We start from the raw sequence: 15,164 nt of genomic DNA on the forward strand, positions 1-15,164 counted from the left end.
CTGCTAAAGCTTTTCATTGGCTGTAAATGTCGCATGCTGGATTAATCCCTTAACATAATTGTTTAGGGTTGCAAATCTTGTATCGCTTGTTTGCCCCTTCTTATACCGATAATAGATTTGCTGGCAGATGACAGCGAGTTTGAAATAAGCAAACGTCAAATAGAAATGCAAGTTAGAGACATCCCTGCCGCTTTTTCTGGCATAGCACTCAATAAATTCCTTCCTTGTGAAAAAACCTTCGTGGACAGCGGTAACCGGATCTCTGCCCATCCCTTTTTTCATGTTTTGCGGGTCCTCAGGGAGACTCCAGTAACTCATCGCAGCCCCCAAATCAGCAAGGGGGTCACCTACGGTAGTCATTTCCCAATCAAACAAACCGACCATCTCGGTAAAATCATCATTTAACATCGCATTATTCAGCTTGTAATCATAATGAATCACAGCTGCCTCAGAATGGTTAGGAATATTGCTCACAAGCCACTTCTTCAGGGATTCCACCTCGGAAATTTCATCCGTTTTGGCCCGTTCATAACGGCCAATCCAGCCGTGAACCTGCCGCTCCATAAAGCCATCAGGCTTGCTTATTTGCATAAGTCCTGTTTCCTTGTAGGGAAGAGCATGCAGTTTCACCAGGTTTTCAACCATTAGTTCAGAAATCTGTTGACAAAGCTCAGGTGTCACATGTACTCCAGCAGGAAATGAAGTGTCCAAGACAAAACCATGCTTTCGCTCCATGATAAAAAATGGGCTGCCGACAATCTCATGATTATCGGAGAACAGAAATGGCTTAGGTGCGGCCGGGAAGATGGGATTTAATTCTGTCAGAATCTTAAATTCCCGTTCCATATCATGTGCTTTTGGTGCCACTGGACCAAGAGGAGGACGTCTTAACACTGCCTCCCAGTCTCCCATCCTTATTTGATAGGTTAAATTCGAGGCTCCTGCAGAAAACTGTAAAATTTCCAGCGGGGCACTCGGCGATGACTTAATATTCTCACGCAAAAACGTTTCTAAAATAGCTAGATTTAACTCCTCTCCTATACGAACAGGAATCGTATCCTTATTCACTTGATAAGGCATGTTTTCATCCTCCTTTCAATTCAAAAAATTCAGACTTTTATTATTGTGGATAACCCTATGAATACACCAGATGACTTTTCAGTTTATCTAATAAAACTTCCGGCAGTAGCTCACTTTGTTGTTTTTCAAAATCAAAGCAGACCATCACCGCATTCCCTTGGGCAATCAGTTTCTTTGTATGCGAACAAATGATTTCATGGTCCAAGTGAAAGCTTTTTGACCCAATTTTGGAGACGCTTGTTTTAATTATTAATTGTTGATTGAAATACCCTTGGCTAATAAAATCACATTTCGTAGAAGCAAGGATAAAATTCCAATCCCGTGCATCAACCTGGTAGCCAATTGCTTCAAAAAAGCGAATCCTTGCTTCTTCAAGGTAAATGAAATAACTTGTATTATTGATATGGCCTAATGCATCTGTTTCGCCGAAACGAACAGTTATCTGTATTTCGTGCATATTCTTCTTTTATACCTCCGTCTCTACATTCGTTTTGAAAAACAAGCTTTCCAACTAAATGAAATGCACCATTCTTTTGATTTATACCTATTAATTTTGGAGTTATTCACCAATACTAACCGGTTGGTATGTTCTTGGCTTAAAAAGAGGGATATAATCGGCATTAATATCCCTCTTTTTATTTCTATCCGCGTAATTGAATTCCCTTTAAAATCATATCGACAAATATCTCGCTTACCTCTTGGTCCGTATAAGCTCCCTTTGGGTTAAACCATTGATAACTCCAGTTGACGATCCCAAGAATCGCAAAAGATACAATGGATGCATTTAAATCTGGCCGAAATTCGCCATTTTTCATTCCAGCTTGAATCAGCTCCTCAGTATTTAAACGGAATTGATCCCGTTTCGGCACAATTAATGCAGCATGTTCCGGACTTAAATTTTTCATTTCTCTAAAAAAGATTTTTGCAGCACGGCCGCGAATCTTAATATCGGAAATTAACATTAAAATAATGTCAAATAATTTTTGCTTAAAGCTTTTTGAATCATCCCCTAAGATTTGCTCTTGGCGGCTCAATATTTCGCTAATATATCCAAGATGGATATCCATAAGCAGTTCTTCTTTACTTGAAAAATAATAGTAAAAGGTCCCTTTTGTCACCCCTAGTGTATCGACGATGTCTTGAATGGACGTTTCACTAAATCCTTTTTCTTCAAATAAGCGGATGCTTTGTTCCGTTATTTTTTCCTTCACCTTAATATCCTCACAATCATGTAAATATCTATTCGAGATTATACCATAAACTTTATCTCTTCTATAATATTGATTGCGTGAACTTTTTAAAAATTTTCATAAGTGCCCCCTACTGTTTTAAAGCTTCTTCTCTCAAGCTGCGGCGAAGGATTTTCCCAACTCCGGTTTTTGGCAGCTGTTCACGGAATTCCACATTGCGAGGCGCCTTATAGGCTGCAAGATTTTCTCTGCAATATTGAATAATCTCATCCTCTGTTGCCGTTTTTCCAGCTTTTAAGACGACATACGCCTTTACTGTTTCTCCTCTGTAAGGGTCCGGCACCCCGATGACAACAGCCTCTTGGACAGAAGGATGCTCATACAAAACCTCTTCGATATCACGAGGATAAATATTGAATCCTCCTGCGATGATCATGTCTTTTTTCCGGTCAACAATATATAAATAGCCATCTTCATCCACTTTGGCAATATCGCCTGTATACAACCAGCCATCCTTTAAGGTATTGGCCGTTTCCTCCGGCATGTTCCAGTACCCTTTCATAACCTGCGGCCCTTTAATAATTACTTCTCCTAGCTCGCCTGTCGGCACTTCTTCCGTTCCTGTTGATAAGTCGACAATTTTATATTCTGTTGAAGGTACTCCAATACCGACGCTGCCCGTTTTTCTCGCAGCAAATGGCGGGTTGCAGTGTGTTGTCGGTGATGCTTCCGATAATCCGTAACCTTCCAAAATTTGCGCTCCTGTTTTACCTTCAAACTCACGAAGTAATTCAACCGGCATTGGCGCGCTTCCGCTATTACATGTCCGAATACAATTTAAGCCATACTCTTCTGCCTTCGGATGGTTAGTTAGAGCAACGTACATGGTTGGAACACCAGGGAAGGTCGTTGGCTGTTCTGTTTTGATTGTATTCAACACCTCCTCTAGGTCAAAACGGGGAAGCATTATGGACTCAGCGCCTGTATAGATTGAAAGATTCATACATGAAGTCATCCCAAACACATGAAAAAGAGGGATGACCGTTAAGCACTTCTCTTTGCCAAATTCCATTTCATGTTTGAAAAATTCCTGGCATTGAAGTACGTTAGCCAAAATATTGCGGTGTGTCAGCATGGCGCCTTTGGAACGGCCTGTTGTTCCGCCTGTATACTGAAGAACAGCAACATCGTGTTCAGGTTCAAATTCTACCGGAACCACAGTTCCATTGCCCTCCTTAAGGAAGCTTTCAAAGCTGCGGTCCGGAGCAAAATCCTGTCCTGAAGGCTGCAGGCTGACAACAATAATATTTTTTAATGGAGTTTGCGCCTGCACGCTTTTCACCCTAGGGTAGAGGGCGTCAAGTACAACCATCGTTTCCGCACCGGAATCGTTTAGAATATGAATGAGTTCTCTTTCAACAGACATCGGGTTGACCTGTGTGATAATGCCGCCGGCGTTTAGGATGCCATAATAGGCAACCACATATTGCGGACAGTTTGGCAGCATGATGGCAACCCGATCGCCTTTTTGGACTTGGTTTTGCTGGATGGCCGAAGTAAATGCAAACGCTAGGGAGGATAGCTCTTTATAGCTTATTTTTTTTCCATAGAATGATAGAGCATTATTTTCCGGAAACTTTTCAGTAGTTTCTTTTAAAATCTGACCTAACGGTATATTAGGAATTTCAATCGTCTTTGCAATAGACTCAGGATAATTTGCTAGCCATGCTTTTTGATAACTCATCGATATACCTCCGATTGATATTTATAGATCACAGTTCTCTTTCGCTCTTGTCTAGCTGCAGCAGTTCCTCGTTTCCAATTAGAACGTCAGACCTCCGCCATCAACTGAAAGTGTTGCACCTGTTATAAAAGAGGCTTCATCTGATGCTAAAAATAAAACAGCATTTGCTACCTCTTCAGGATTGCCAATTCGGCCAAGGGCATTTGCCTTTGAAATGATCGGCCATTTCCACTCGCTTTGTCTCCAGTTTTCAATGATTTTAGTATCAATGACACCAGGTGCAATCGCATTTACACGGATATTCTTTTTTCCATATTCAAGTGCGGCGTTTTTCGTCAAAATCACCACTCCGCCTTTAGATGCATTATAGGCTGACATGTACTTTTGCCCTTTTAATCCCAATAGACTTGCCGTGTTAACAATTGCCCCTCCGCCTGCTTTAATTAGCTCAGGAACCGCGTACTTAATGCCAAGGAAAACTCCTTTTAAATTAATATCAACGACTTTGTCCCATTCATCTTCTGATAAATCCGTGCTTTTCACCTCGGAATTGCCAATTCCAGCGTTGTTGAACATGATATTTAAAGAGCCGAACGTATTCGTTGTTGTACTAATCAATTCTTTTATTTGGTTGGAGTCTGCAACGTCTGTCTTTACGAAGATTGCTTTTCCTCCTGCGTTTTCTATGATGCTGACCGTTTCCTCACCACCAAGGGAATCAACGTCCGCTACTGCTACCGCTGCCCCTTCCTGTGCAAATCGGATGGCCACTGCGCGCCCAATCCCGCTTCCTCCGCCGGTTACAATGGCTGTTTTACCTAAAAATCTCATAAACTATCAAACCTCACTTTTCTCAAATTTAGATATAGTTAGTTTGAACACGCTTACATTATCATCTTAGATGCCCGCATAAAAATTGTTCGCGATTCTTATACTAACCGGTTGGTATGTAATAACTATAATTATACTATTGGTAAAGTAATAATTCAAATTCTTTTCTAAATATTCTAATAAATTTTTACAATTTTCGCACTGAAAATGGAAAGAGGCTGTCCCATTTGACAGCCCCTCCATATTAAAATCTTTTTTGCATTTTTTTCTGTTTGTTCATCACTTCATACGATTTTTCAATAATATCTGTCAGAACATCACCCTTATAGATTCTACCAAGCTTTAATCCTTGCTGGTAATACTCGACAATCTCATCAAGTTTCGCCGCGGTGTCCTTCGAAATTCTTACATTCAATTGAATTCTGTCATTTTGCTCCAAAACAGACACTCCCGTTTCTTATGTTAGCAGTTTGCTAGCATTCTCCTATTCTTTTGTTATCTAATGCTAATATAGCATATTTCTACAATTTTTTCATTTTTTCTATAAAAAAGAGACTAGTGACCTAGTCCCCATTACTCCATTTTCTCCCCAGGTATGAAAATATTCGATATTATCCTACTTCTTCTTCCTTTCTCAGGCTTATTTTGTGATATGTTCGCATATACAGCTGTAAGTTGCTTGATAAATTCCCTAAATTCTTCATCATTTAAATAAAAAGTCCCTTGCCGAAAGCTTACTCCATCAGCAACTAAATCAATGTTTTCCTGGTTTAAATAGCGCTCAAATTCCCCCATCAAATTGGCCAAAAATTTGATAAAGAAGCCCATATGTTCGTCCTTAGACATGTTATTCATTTCTTCTGGACTAACTGCCATTCCTGTTTGATGAATGGAATAAACCTTCTCAACCGTCCCGCGGATCGGCACTTCTGCAACAACTTGAATCACCTCAGCATCCGCCAATTTTTTGATATTTCGATAAAGAGATGCTTGAGGAATGTCTGGAAGCAATTCTTTTAATTGCTGCGCCGTCAGCTCTTGGTTAATTAATTGTTGAATGATTCTCATTCTGACCGGGTGTAATATAACATCAACTTTGGAATCCTTCATAAATAATTACTCCTAAATTTTATTATCATTATCAATAATGATAATATTACATTTTATTAATTTTGTAAACCCTTATTTCCCATTTTTTTTAATATGCCTGTAAAGAATTCCTTTTTTAGCTACATGAAAGATAAAATTTCAACCCATATTATAATGAGGAGGTTTTGTAATATGGTATTATCGTGGGTTCTCGGCTTTTGGCTGGCTGTTCAACCGGTCTCTCAGCTTGATTACTTGACAATAACTAAAGACGGCAGCACCATAACAAAGATTAGCAGAGTGGACTTTTTCTCACCCTATACAGATTTACCAATCATTAATACTAAAAAATATAACCAATTTTTAGATCAATTGGATAAAAAAGTTTCCGTCCAGCCTGAAAATGCAAGCTTTGACCATAATGGAAATATCATACCTGAAAAGGCAGGCTTTCAAATCCATCGCCAAGCCTTCACGGAGCGGTTTTATTCTTATTTTTATAACAATACTCCGAACAGCATGGAAATTCCGATGCTCACCGTTTATCCAAAGGTAGACAGTGAGCTTCTAAATGAGATTAGTACTGTAAGAATTGGCCGTTACGTGACTTCATTTAATTCGTTTAATAAAAACCGAACCACAAATATTAAATTAGCAGCCGATGCTATTAATAATTATGTTGTCTTTCCAGGTGAGACGTTTTCGTTTAACAAGGTGGTCGGAAAACGGACAAAAGCCAAGGGCTACTTAACGGCAAAGGTAATTGTAAGAGGCGAATATTCAGAAGATATTGGTGGCGGAATTTGCCAAGTTTCCTCGACCCTTTTTAATGCCGTCGATAACGCTGGACTTGAGATTGTTGAGCGATTTTCCCACAGTCGTAAAGTTCCATATATCCCTCCAGGCAGAGATGCTACGGTCAGTTGGTATGGACCTGATTTTGTTTTTAAAAACAAATACAGCCAGCCTGTTTTAATCCGAGCTAGAACACTTGGCGGTTTGCTGATTATAAAGGTTTTCACTTCCGAAACAAGCAATTACATACCAAGAAAAATTCCAAATCCCCGCTATTAAAAAGAGGCTGACATTTTAGACAGCCTCTTCGTTTGCATATTAGTGCCGTTCATTATTTAAGGCACTCTTTAATAACTCTTCAGAGAACTCAGTTAAAGCTGCATTATCCATCCTATCGAGGTTCATATTTGGCACCAGATTTTTCACGGCATTATTCATACCTTCGAGATTCATATTTGGTGCCATGTTTTTAACTGCATTATTCATTCCTGTGAAATTCATATTTGGTGCCATGTTTTTTACCGCAGCTTTGAAAGGAAGCCCGAGATTGTTTCGTTTTCCTCTAGTTACCCCATAAACAACTGCACTTACACCGAGTCCTAAAAGAGATGCCCACATGGCTCCATTACTCCTTCTTTTCGGCCTAAACATATTTAAAAACGGCATTCTGCTTAGATTTCTCATGCTATGCACCCCTTAACGCTAAATGTGAAGAATGTCTTACACCCTCCCATTTGCTTAATTTGTACAGTTTTTAAAGGAGTATGAGAAGGAATCCATAGATAATTTGTTATTTCTCGGAAGAATCCTGACTATATCTCGAATAAAGCGTTTCCTTGGACAAAAATAAATACGTTAGATGATACTTTTGAAAATTTCTTAAAGAGGAATTGGAGAGAACATAAATGGGCAACTGTCCAAGCTTCTTAAAAAAGCGGTAAATGCGGCTTTTCGGTCTAAAACATTCAAATCCTAGAGCTTTAACACCGCGGTCGAGAGATGTAATGCCAATTATTCCTATTATTTTTTTCTCATCGGGATGTTCCTTGAGATAACTTGCTAGTGCCGGCATGGAATGTAAAACAAGCCTATACGTAAGTTTTGCTCTTTTTAAATCGTTTTTAATCTTGCCTATTTCCGCAATTATACGGACATTATGTAAATGAATTTTTAACAGCAGATCATTTTTATCAATTTTTGTCCCGTCAGAGAGAATATATTTTTTTCCCTTATATTTAGTTAACCTAACCCTGAATACAGAAGGTTTATTATTCACATCCCCTATATAATGTAATCGGGAGAAAAGATAAAAAAGTGGATCAAATAATTTCCAAATCCATAATAATGTGCTGCGTATTCCCATATCCCTTCACTCCATTCCTTACCCTGGCTCATGTTTATATTTTATAAATAACCTGTGAAAAGAGAACCTATTATAGCCCTTTTTCATAAGATGCAAAAAAGAAATAGGGTGGTGTGTCTATGGGAGGCCTAACGTACATTGATTTCCTTGCCAAGTTTGGCATTGGTGGTGCCCATCCCGGAGGATTTGGATTAACAAAAAATATGCTTTTGCAAGAAAAAATTACACAGAATTCTTATATATTAGATGCAGGATGCGGAACTGGACAGACATCTGCCTATTTGTATGAGCAATACAAGGCTAACGTATTTGGATTGGAACTTAACCCTATTATGATTGAAAAAGCTCAGAACCGTTTCCAAAACAGACAGCTTCCCATTCAATTAGTTCAAGGTTCTATAGAACAAATTCCATTTAAAGATGAAACCTTTGATTTTGTCCTTTCAGAGTCTGTTTTAGCCTTTGTTAATAAACCAAAGGCCTTAAAGGAGCTGTTTAGGGTATTAAAAAAAGGCGGCCGTTTTCTGGCTAATGAGATGACCATAAACAAAAAGCTTACTGCCCAGGAAGAAATAGAAATTAAAGAGTTTTACGCAGTCGATTCCCTGCTCCTAGAGGAGGATTGGAGAAAGCTTTTAAAAGAAACCGGCTTTCACGATACTAAGCTAAGTGTGCATCCCCTTGATTTCGTTAATGGCAATACAGGACAGGAATTTAATTTCTCCGCAAATTTTGAGCCCGAGCTTTTTGGTATTCTAAATCAGCACGGAAACATTCTCGTTAAGTACCATGATATCTTGAGCCACCGAATTATTACTTGTACGAAGTAATAAAGAAAACAGCCCTTAAATTCAAAATTGAATGAAGGGCTTGTTTTCTTTTTATTAAAAATGGGACAAGATTTGGTTGTTTGCCCTTACAGAAATAGGACTTCCCTCATATTTTATAGCAAGTACAGGTGATTGGAGGAATTATCGAGTGCAATTGAGTTATGAACAAGCGCGTCGGTTGGAAGGTCAAATGATTCGTTTTAAAAATAAAAAGGGCGAATGGTCAATTGGAAAAGTTAGCAAGGTAAGAAAAGATGGACTTGAGATTGAGGAATTATCTAACTCTTCAGACTCAGGTGAAGGCTATGGCTTCCCTTTCTTTGGACCTCCGTTTTTTAGACCGCCAATCTTCTTCCCATTTGTTGGGTTCGGCATCGGTTTTCCATTATTCTTTTAATGCAAGTACGACATGTACTTGCTTTTTTTTCTTGATTTCACCAAAAATAATTTCCAGACCCCGTTATAGTGAATATTATTAGCCTTTCGATGAAAAATAAGGGCGTGAAAGGATGGGTGAAATCATGGATAAAACCTTAGGATATCTTCGCGAAATTTTATCTAATTATACTGATAACCATACAGATGGCAAACAAGTATATCAAAAGCTCGTAAAAGGGCATTATCATTCTGAAGGGGATTTTGTCCGGGATTTGAGCAGTAAAGAAATGGACTTTTTAAATAAAATCCTGCCTGATGAAATTAAATATGCCCGTGAGGAACAAGATGAGAAGAGAGCTTACCAACTGAACGAAGTTTATGAACTATTACTATAAGCAAGTAAAGATGGCAGAGTTATCTGCCATCTTTTTTGAAAATATTGCTTTTTTTGCACTCTTTATTTCCTAGGTAAGCGCATAGTGCGACAAAACATGCAGTTACTTTAGATTCATTTTTATCATAAATCGACAATTAATTTTCAGAATTTACAATTTGTTCGCGTCGCTTTCTTGGTATTGAGACCAGAAACGACAAATTACCTTTTTCGGCAATAAACTAGAATTTCCATCATTTTTCTTATTAATGGATATCTCTTTTTTTGAATCTTCCGCCCCTTACTTCGGCAATATCTGCAACAGCTAAAAAGGCATTATCATCATAATCGGTGACGATTTCCTTCAATTTCGCTTCCTCAAGACGATTGATGACGCAAAAAATCACTTTTTTGTCATCTCCGGAAAAAGCCCCTTCTCCATTTAGATATGTGACACCACGTCCAAGTCGATGCAGAATGGCATCGCCTATTTGTCTGGCATTGTCACTGATAATCCAAACTGATTTGGATTCATCAAGGCCGGTAATCGTAATATCAATCGTTTTGTAGGCAACAAAATAGGCTATTAAAGAATACATAGCGCGATCCCATGTAAAAACAAAGCCTGCACTTCCAAGAATAAAGAGGTTAAAGAACATAATAATCTCCCCGACCGAAAACGGGAGTTTATTATTAAAAAGAATGGCTAATATCTCTGTACCATCTAAAGATCCTCCATAACGAATAACTATACCGACCCCTATTCCGAGGACAACTCCCCCAAATATGGTCGCAAGGAGAATATCTTGTGTAAAGGCTGGAACTGGATGGAGTAATGTAGTAGCGATGGAAAGAATGATAATACCATATAGTGTAGAGAGAGCAAACGTTTTTCCGATTTGTTTATAGCCGATAAAGAAAAAAGGGATATTTAGAATAAAAAGGAATATTCCCAAATTCCAGCCTGTTAGATATGATAGCATAATGGAAATTCCGGTAATTCCGCCATCAATAACATTATTCGGAACGAGAAAGATCTCTAGTCCGACCCCCATTAGGGTGGCACCAAGGGTGATTAATAAAATCCTTTGGAGAATTTTCTTTTTTGTCAATTTTCGGTGGTGGATTTTTTCTAGTTCTGCAGCAAGTGTTTCCTGCTGCTCCTTTAGGTTAAGATCTTGAATTCCTGTCATTATCCTGCCCCTTTCATTTTAATTCCTATAAATAGAATACCGAATAATGGCGCCTATGTATAATACTATGCATCTTTATTCACAAATAAAAAAAAGAGCTGCTTTATTTTTAAAGCAGCTCCTTTTTTAATTAACAACTTAGGAGACCCAACCATGAAATCAGCCAATTACTTTTTTAATTTTCATTTCCAATTAGCTTTTTTATATCTAACTGGAAACTATGAAAAATTAGCCGATTTTGTGTTTGTTCCGTTGAAGGAATTAATTCACATGTTAAATGGTATTCAAATCCCTTTTAAAACAAACATCATTTTCGGTATTGGACCGATGACTCTTTATTCCGTTTTTGCTGGAATAGTTTTACCTTACTACTTCGTTCACAAACGGAACGAACACGTATGGTTGAGCCTCCTAAGTTGTTAGGTTTGTGTATTTTCTTTACACTTTTATTATAGCACCCAAAAATGATCGTAAACGCATTTCTTGTGGCAGTTCTGTGAACATTTGGAAAAAATTATTAAAAAAGGGCTGCCCCTAACGAGAGTGAGTCAGACCCTTAATTTTTCTAATCGACAATCGGATTCTTAAAATTATCCGTAACGAGGATGTTATATTTATTAATTTTATCTTCTATTCTTCTTATGTTTTCCCTAAATTTAACATCATATGGAATAGTAATCACGCTGCCATCTTTTTTTTCGAATTGATATTGGTAATATTGAGTCGTCCCTTGGTGGTTTCTATAGACAATCTTTACTTTTGCAATATCCTCCCACCCATACTCTTTTTCCGTTAAACTTGTTAAAGAATTATTATGGATTCCTTTTTCATCTATGTAGTAATAAGTAGTTAAACTTAAGATAAATGCAGGAATGGAAATTATAAGAAGGAAAACTGTCATCCATTTAAATTTCGGTCCTTCCCACCGTTGTCTAAAAATGAGGTAAACTGTTAATACCAATGCTGCGTAAAGCATTCCTGCCATAAAGGTGATATAAGCAGAAAAAGGTGTTGCAAAAAGCCATTGGGAACGTGAATAATATACAAGGCTCTGATAGGACGCCACAACAACAAATGGTACAAACAAACTGCTTATGTACAAAATAATTGTATAAGCTGCTAATTTAACTGAGTTTTCATCTGTTGAACTATTTCTTTTCAATAACACATTTAACCCCCCTCTAACCAATTTTACCTTATATTTACAAAAAATAACAACTTTTGAATATTCAAAACCAAAAAAAGAGCCGCCCTTTTATGTAGGACAGGCCCTTTTAGATTTATTTTGTTCCCGGTGCTGGGTGGTCGACACCTTTGACATGATGTGTATGGCCATTATCTTCACTCGTATGGAAATCGTAATAATGAACATGCATTCCGTTTCCAACCGGTATCGCTGGACCTGAGTAGGCACGGTAATGATGGGTATGCCCATCTTCAAATAATACATATCCCTCCGTATAATGAATATGCCCTCCGTCCTGAGTTGGAATCGGCGGCGAAGTTACATCCAGGCACTGGTGTACATGCCCGGCACTCATCCCGGTATAATCAACAGAACCATGGTTATGATGTGGGACAAACCCCGCTGTAAAATCATCCTTTCCTATTTTCGACAATTCCTCCACCCCCAAAAATAGTCCTTTTTTCATTCCATCTATATGCACCAAAATTTAAATTTATAAATGACCATTCCCAGATTTTCAACATATTGGCTATACATAAGTCGAATTATCATACGCAAACTATCAGAGTAAGAATTATTTCTTCAAGAAAGAAGGGAAATGGAATGACTGTAGGTACACAAGTAAAGCAGACTTTGGCAGGTTTAAAGTCGGCTCAGGCTAGTTTTGAAACCTTTGCTTTGCAGACTCAAAACCAAAGTGCTAAGCAAATTTATCAGCAGGCAGCCCAGCAAACGCAGACCATTATTGACAGTGTAGAACCGCGCCTTCAGGAAATTGTGACCGAAGAACCGCAATACAATCAGTAAAAGAGCGGTTGGCGATTTCGCCAACCCCATTTTGTGTTTTAACTAGGAGGAGCGATTTATGACAGTTGCATCAAATGTTAAACAATGTCTTGCCTCTCTAAAAGGGATTGAATCGCAGCTATCATCCTTGGCTTTAAATTCTTTGGATCAAAGCGCGAAAGAAGCATTTCATGAATCAATGTTTACGATAGGAAAAATAAAAAAAGATCTTCAATATCGTGTTTTAGAACTTGAAAGACTAGAACCGCAATATAGGGGCTCATGATTTGGGGTGAACTAAAGTGAACGGATTTGTTGAAATTATCCTCCGCTCTTTTCTTTTTATTGGACTCTTATTCCTAACCACAAAATTGGTTGGAAAGAAGCAAATATCCCAGCTTACCTTTTTTGAATATGTTTCTGGAATCACCATTGGAAGTATCGCGGGCGAAGCCATTACGGGGCTGGAAAAGAATTATTTGCACGGGGCCGCGGCCATTATTTTATTTGGAATTGTGGCAATTTTAGTGGACTACTTATCCTTAAAGAGTAAATATTTTCGTGATTTTGCGGAAGGCAAAGGAACAGTAATTATTAAAGATGGAAAAATACTTGAGGATAATTTGAAAAAGGAAAGGTTTACCATCGATGAGATTTCCACTCTTCTTCGAGAAAAAAATATTTTTAAAGTGGCAGATGTGGAGTTTGCAATCCTAGAGCCTCGTGGAAAACTAACAGCTCTATTAAAAAGGGAAAATCGGCCATTAACCCCTAAAGATTTACAAATGAAAATGGCAAATGAGAAGGAACCAAATACGATTATTATGGATGGCAATATCATCGAAGAAGGTTTGCGTGCCTCGGGAAAAAACAGAGCCTGGTTGTACACAGAATTAGAAAAGCTTGAAGTTACCCTTGACAATGTTTTTCTCGGGCAAATCGATTCCTTTGGAGAGATAACGGTTGATCTTTATGATGATAAACTTAAAGTACCAGCCCCAACTCAGAGGCCTCTTTTAATGGCCAGTCTAAAAAAGGCTCAGGCGGATTTGGAAATTTTCTCATTATCAACAGATTGCGAAAAATCTAAAGACATGTATAAGGAAAATGCAGCTTTAATGCAAGGATTAATAGACAAACTCGAGCCATACTTAAATGGATAACGAAAAAGAGGCTGTCTCTATAGCCTCTTTTTTAAATGCTAAGCACTTTCCTTGCTGGCACTGAGCGGTGCCTTTTTATGAGTTGCATAGCTGTGGAGAACCATACCACCCATTACAAGCAGCATTCCCAGCCAAGAAACGGCATTTGGCAAAGGGGTATTTAGGAGCCATACTTCCCCAATTAGAGCAAATAAAACCTCCATTGCCTGTGTTGCTTCTATAGCGGCTAGCTTTTGCATATTTCCTCTTACCAAATCAGTAGCCTGAAAAAACAGGATGGTTGCTATTACCCCGGAGGAAATAGCCACTAACCCGGATTGAAATGTTTGCTCTATACTTGGTGGTCCCACAGTAACTAGGCCATATATGGACAGAATCAGCCAAAAAGGCATGCTTGCCAAAGTCATTCCAAGAACACGCTGGAAAACATCAAGTCTTCCACCGCAAATATCCATCATTTTACGATTTCCAAGCGGGTAAGCAAACGAAGCAATTACAACAGGCATTACTCCTAATACGATGGCCGTCACTGAAAGGGTATCGGCCTGCTCAAGCTGCATTAAAACGATTCCCAACAGAATGATTAATGACATTGCCAGCCCTTTAAACGGAATTTTCCCTCTCACTATAATAGGGCCGTTAATGGTCATAACCTTTTCATAAAAAAGCGGAGCTAAAAGAGAGCCTGAAATAATGGTTATTTGCCAGGTTGCAGCAATTAGCCAACCCGGGGCATAGGAAGCAGAAAAACAAAGCGGTGCATAAAACAAACCGAAACCAATACTACTCCACAAAATCCATCTTCCTGGTGACGTTTTCAGCTCTTTCAAGAGCGGCTTAAAATTTTTCCTCCCCATTACAATAAGCAATAGAAATGGAATCATAAAGAAATATCTTAGTGATGCACTCCAAACCCAGCTTCCGCCAGCAAGGTCCATTGCCCTGTTTAAAATAAATGTAAATGCAAAAAAGAAAGCGGCAAAGATGCCTAAAATGATAGGACGCATTGTATTCCCCTTTAACTCTTGTCAGCTTTGAATAGTTCAATACTCTAAAGTATAACAGATGTCTGAATAATTTGTTAATACTGAATTTCCCTTAAAATAAAATACATATTCTAAAAATGTTGGAAATAAATTTAAAATTTTCATTCAAATAACGAA

The 15,164-nt window shown here is 38.3% G+C and carries 20 protein-coding genes; 7 read left to right on the top strand and 13 right to left on the bottom strand.

Annotated features, from left to right (window positions below; genetic code table 11):
* Positions 1-3: 3 nt before the first annotated feature.
* From KHB02_RS20570 to KHB02_RS20600, 7 genes are all read right to left on the bottom strand, one after another.
* Positions 4-1,080: a phosphotransferase family protein gene (locus KHB02_RS20570; RefSeq protein ID WP_213145251.1), complete on the bottom strand. Its 1,077-nt coding sequence runs from the start codon at positions 1,078-1,080 to the stop codon at positions 4-6.
* Between the two features lie 55 nt (positions 1,081-1,135).
* Positions 1,136-1,537 (bottom strand): acyl-CoA thioesterase, encoded by a 402-nt coding sequence (locus tag KHB02_RS20575; RefSeq protein WP_213145250.1) that lies wholly within the window; start codon positions 1,535-1,537, stop codon positions 1,136-1,138.
* Between the two features lie 184 nt (positions 1,538-1,721).
* Positions 1,722-2,291 (bottom strand): TetR/AcrR family transcriptional regulator, encoded by a 570-nt coding sequence (locus tag KHB02_RS20580; protein ID WP_213145249.1) that lies wholly within the window; start codon positions 2,289-2,291, stop codon positions 1,722-1,724.
* 109 nt (positions 2,292-2,400) lie between these two features.
* Positions 2,401-4,014, bottom strand: a complete 1,614-nt coding sequence (locus tag KHB02_RS20585) for a long-chain-fatty-acid--CoA ligase (protein WP_213145248.1) — start codon at positions 4,012-4,014, stop codon at positions 2,401-2,403.
* 78 nt (positions 4,015-4,092) lie between these two features.
* On the bottom strand, positions 4,093-4,845 hold the full coding sequence (locus KHB02_RS20590; protein ID WP_213145247.1) for an SDR family NAD(P)-dependent oxidoreductase: 753 nt from the start codon (positions 4,843-4,845) through the stop codon (positions 4,093-4,095).
* A gap of 244 nt (positions 4,846-5,089) precedes the next feature.
* On the bottom strand, positions 5,090-5,284 hold the full coding sequence (locus KHB02_RS20595) for a hypothetical protein (protein WP_213120614.1): 195 nt from the start codon (positions 5,282-5,284) through the stop codon (positions 5,090-5,092).
* Positions 5,285-5,418: 134 nt separating this feature from the next.
* A complete protein-coding gene (locus KHB02_RS20600) occupies positions 5,419-5,955 on the bottom strand; it encodes a helix-turn-helix domain-containing protein (RefSeq protein ID WP_213145246.1) in 537 nt (178 codons plus the stop codon).
* A gap of 171 nt (positions 5,956-6,126) precedes the next feature.
* Here KHB02_RS20600 and KHB02_RS20605 point away from each other — a divergent pair, with 171 nt between their 5' ends.
* Positions 6,127-7,008, top strand: a complete 882-nt coding sequence (locus KHB02_RS20605) for a VanW family protein (RefSeq protein WP_213145245.1) — start codon at positions 6,127-6,129, stop codon at positions 7,006-7,008.
* 39 nt (positions 7,009-7,047) lie between these two features.
* Here KHB02_RS20605 and KHB02_RS20610 read toward each other — a convergent pair whose 3' ends face one another.
* Positions 7,048-7,413, bottom strand: a complete 366-nt coding sequence (locus KHB02_RS20610; protein ID WP_213145244.1) for a hypothetical protein — start codon at positions 7,411-7,413, stop codon at positions 7,048-7,050.
* Positions 7,414-7,519: 106 nt separating this feature from the next.
* Positions 7,520-8,092 carry a YkoP family protein gene (locus KHB02_RS20615; RefSeq protein ID WP_213145243.1) on the bottom strand — a complete coding sequence of 191 codons (573 nt, stop codon included), beginning with the start codon at positions 8,090-8,092 and terminating at the stop codon, positions 7,520-7,522.
* Positions 8,093-8,211: 119 nt separating this feature from the next.
* On the opposite strand from KHB02_RS20615, the gene KHB02_RS20620 reads away from it, so the two are divergent.
* The 3 genes from KHB02_RS20620 (at position 8,212) to KHB02_RS20630 (ending at position 9,695) form a co-directional block, all read left to right on the top strand.
* Complete coding sequence (locus tag KHB02_RS20620) at positions 8,212-8,922, top strand: class I SAM-dependent methyltransferase (RefSeq protein WP_213145242.1); 711 nt, start codon at positions 8,212-8,214, stop codon at positions 8,920-8,922.
* 148 nt (positions 8,923-9,070) lie between these two features.
* Positions 9,071-9,319, top strand: coding sequence for a hypothetical protein (locus KHB02_RS20625; protein ID WP_213145241.1), 249 nt, complete (start codon positions 9,071-9,073; stop codon positions 9,317-9,319).
* A gap of 124 nt (positions 9,320-9,443) precedes the next feature.
* Complete coding sequence (locus tag KHB02_RS20630; RefSeq protein ID WP_213120607.1) at positions 9,444-9,695, top strand: sigma-G-dependent sporulation-specific acid-soluble spore protein CsgA; 252 nt, start codon at positions 9,444-9,446, stop codon at positions 9,693-9,695.
* A gap of 244 nt (positions 9,696-9,939) precedes the next feature.
* On the opposite strand, the gene KHB02_RS20635 is transcribed toward KHB02_RS20630, so the two are convergent.
* The 3 genes from KHB02_RS20635 to KHB02_RS20645 all read right to left on the bottom strand — a co-directional run bounded on the left by KHB02_RS20635 (position 9,940) and on the right by KHB02_RS20645 (position 12,485).
* Complete coding sequence (locus KHB02_RS20635) at positions 9,940-10,866, bottom strand: YitT family protein (protein ID WP_213145240.1); 927 nt, start codon at positions 10,864-10,866, stop codon at positions 9,940-9,942.
* 565 nt (positions 10,867-11,431) lie between these two features.
* Positions 11,432-12,034: a hypothetical protein gene (locus tag KHB02_RS20640; protein WP_213145238.1), complete on the bottom strand. Its 603-nt coding sequence runs from the start codon at positions 12,032-12,034 to the stop codon at positions 11,432-11,434.
* 112 nt (positions 12,035-12,146) lie between these two features.
* Positions 12,147-12,485: a YmaF family protein gene (locus tag KHB02_RS20645; protein ID WP_213145331.1), complete on the bottom strand. Its 339-nt coding sequence runs from the start codon at positions 12,483-12,485 to the stop codon at positions 12,147-12,149.
* Between the two features lie 170 nt (positions 12,486-12,655).
* Between KHB02_RS20645 and KHB02_RS20650 the strand changes: the two genes are divergently transcribed.
* From KHB02_RS20650 to KHB02_RS20660, 3 genes are read left to right on the top strand one after another with little or no spacing between them, the layout of a single operon-like run.
* The gene (locus KHB02_RS20650) at positions 12,656-12,859 is read left to right on the top strand and encodes a DUF1657 domain-containing protein (RefSeq protein ID WP_213145237.1); all 204 of its coding nucleotides are present in this window, start codon (positions 12,656-12,658) and stop codon (positions 12,857-12,859) included.
* Positions 12,860-12,917: 58 nt separating this feature from the next.
* A complete protein-coding gene (locus tag KHB02_RS20655; protein ID WP_213145236.1) occupies positions 12,918-13,124 on the top strand; it encodes a DUF1657 domain-containing protein in 207 nt (68 codons plus the stop codon).
* A 16-nt stretch (positions 13,125-13,140) separates the two neighbouring features.
* Entirely contained in the window at positions 13,141-14,001 is an 861-nt protein-coding gene (locus KHB02_RS20660; RefSeq protein ID WP_213145235.1) for a DUF421 domain-containing protein, read from the top strand.
* 38 nt (positions 14,002-14,039) lie between these two features.
* Here the strand turns inward: KHB02_RS20660 and KHB02_RS20665 are convergent, their stop codons facing one another.
* On the bottom strand, positions 14,040-15,008 hold the full coding sequence (locus tag KHB02_RS20665) for a DMT family transporter (protein ID WP_213145234.1): 969 nt from the start codon (positions 15,006-15,008) through the stop codon (positions 14,040-14,042).
* Between the last annotated feature and the right edge of the window lie 156 nt (positions 15,009-15,164).

This window comes from Neobacillus citreus, assembly GCF_018343545.2.
In the GTDB taxonomy this organism is placed as follows: domain Bacteria; phylum Bacillota; class Bacilli; order Bacillales; family Cytobacillaceae; genus Neobacillus; species Neobacillus citreus.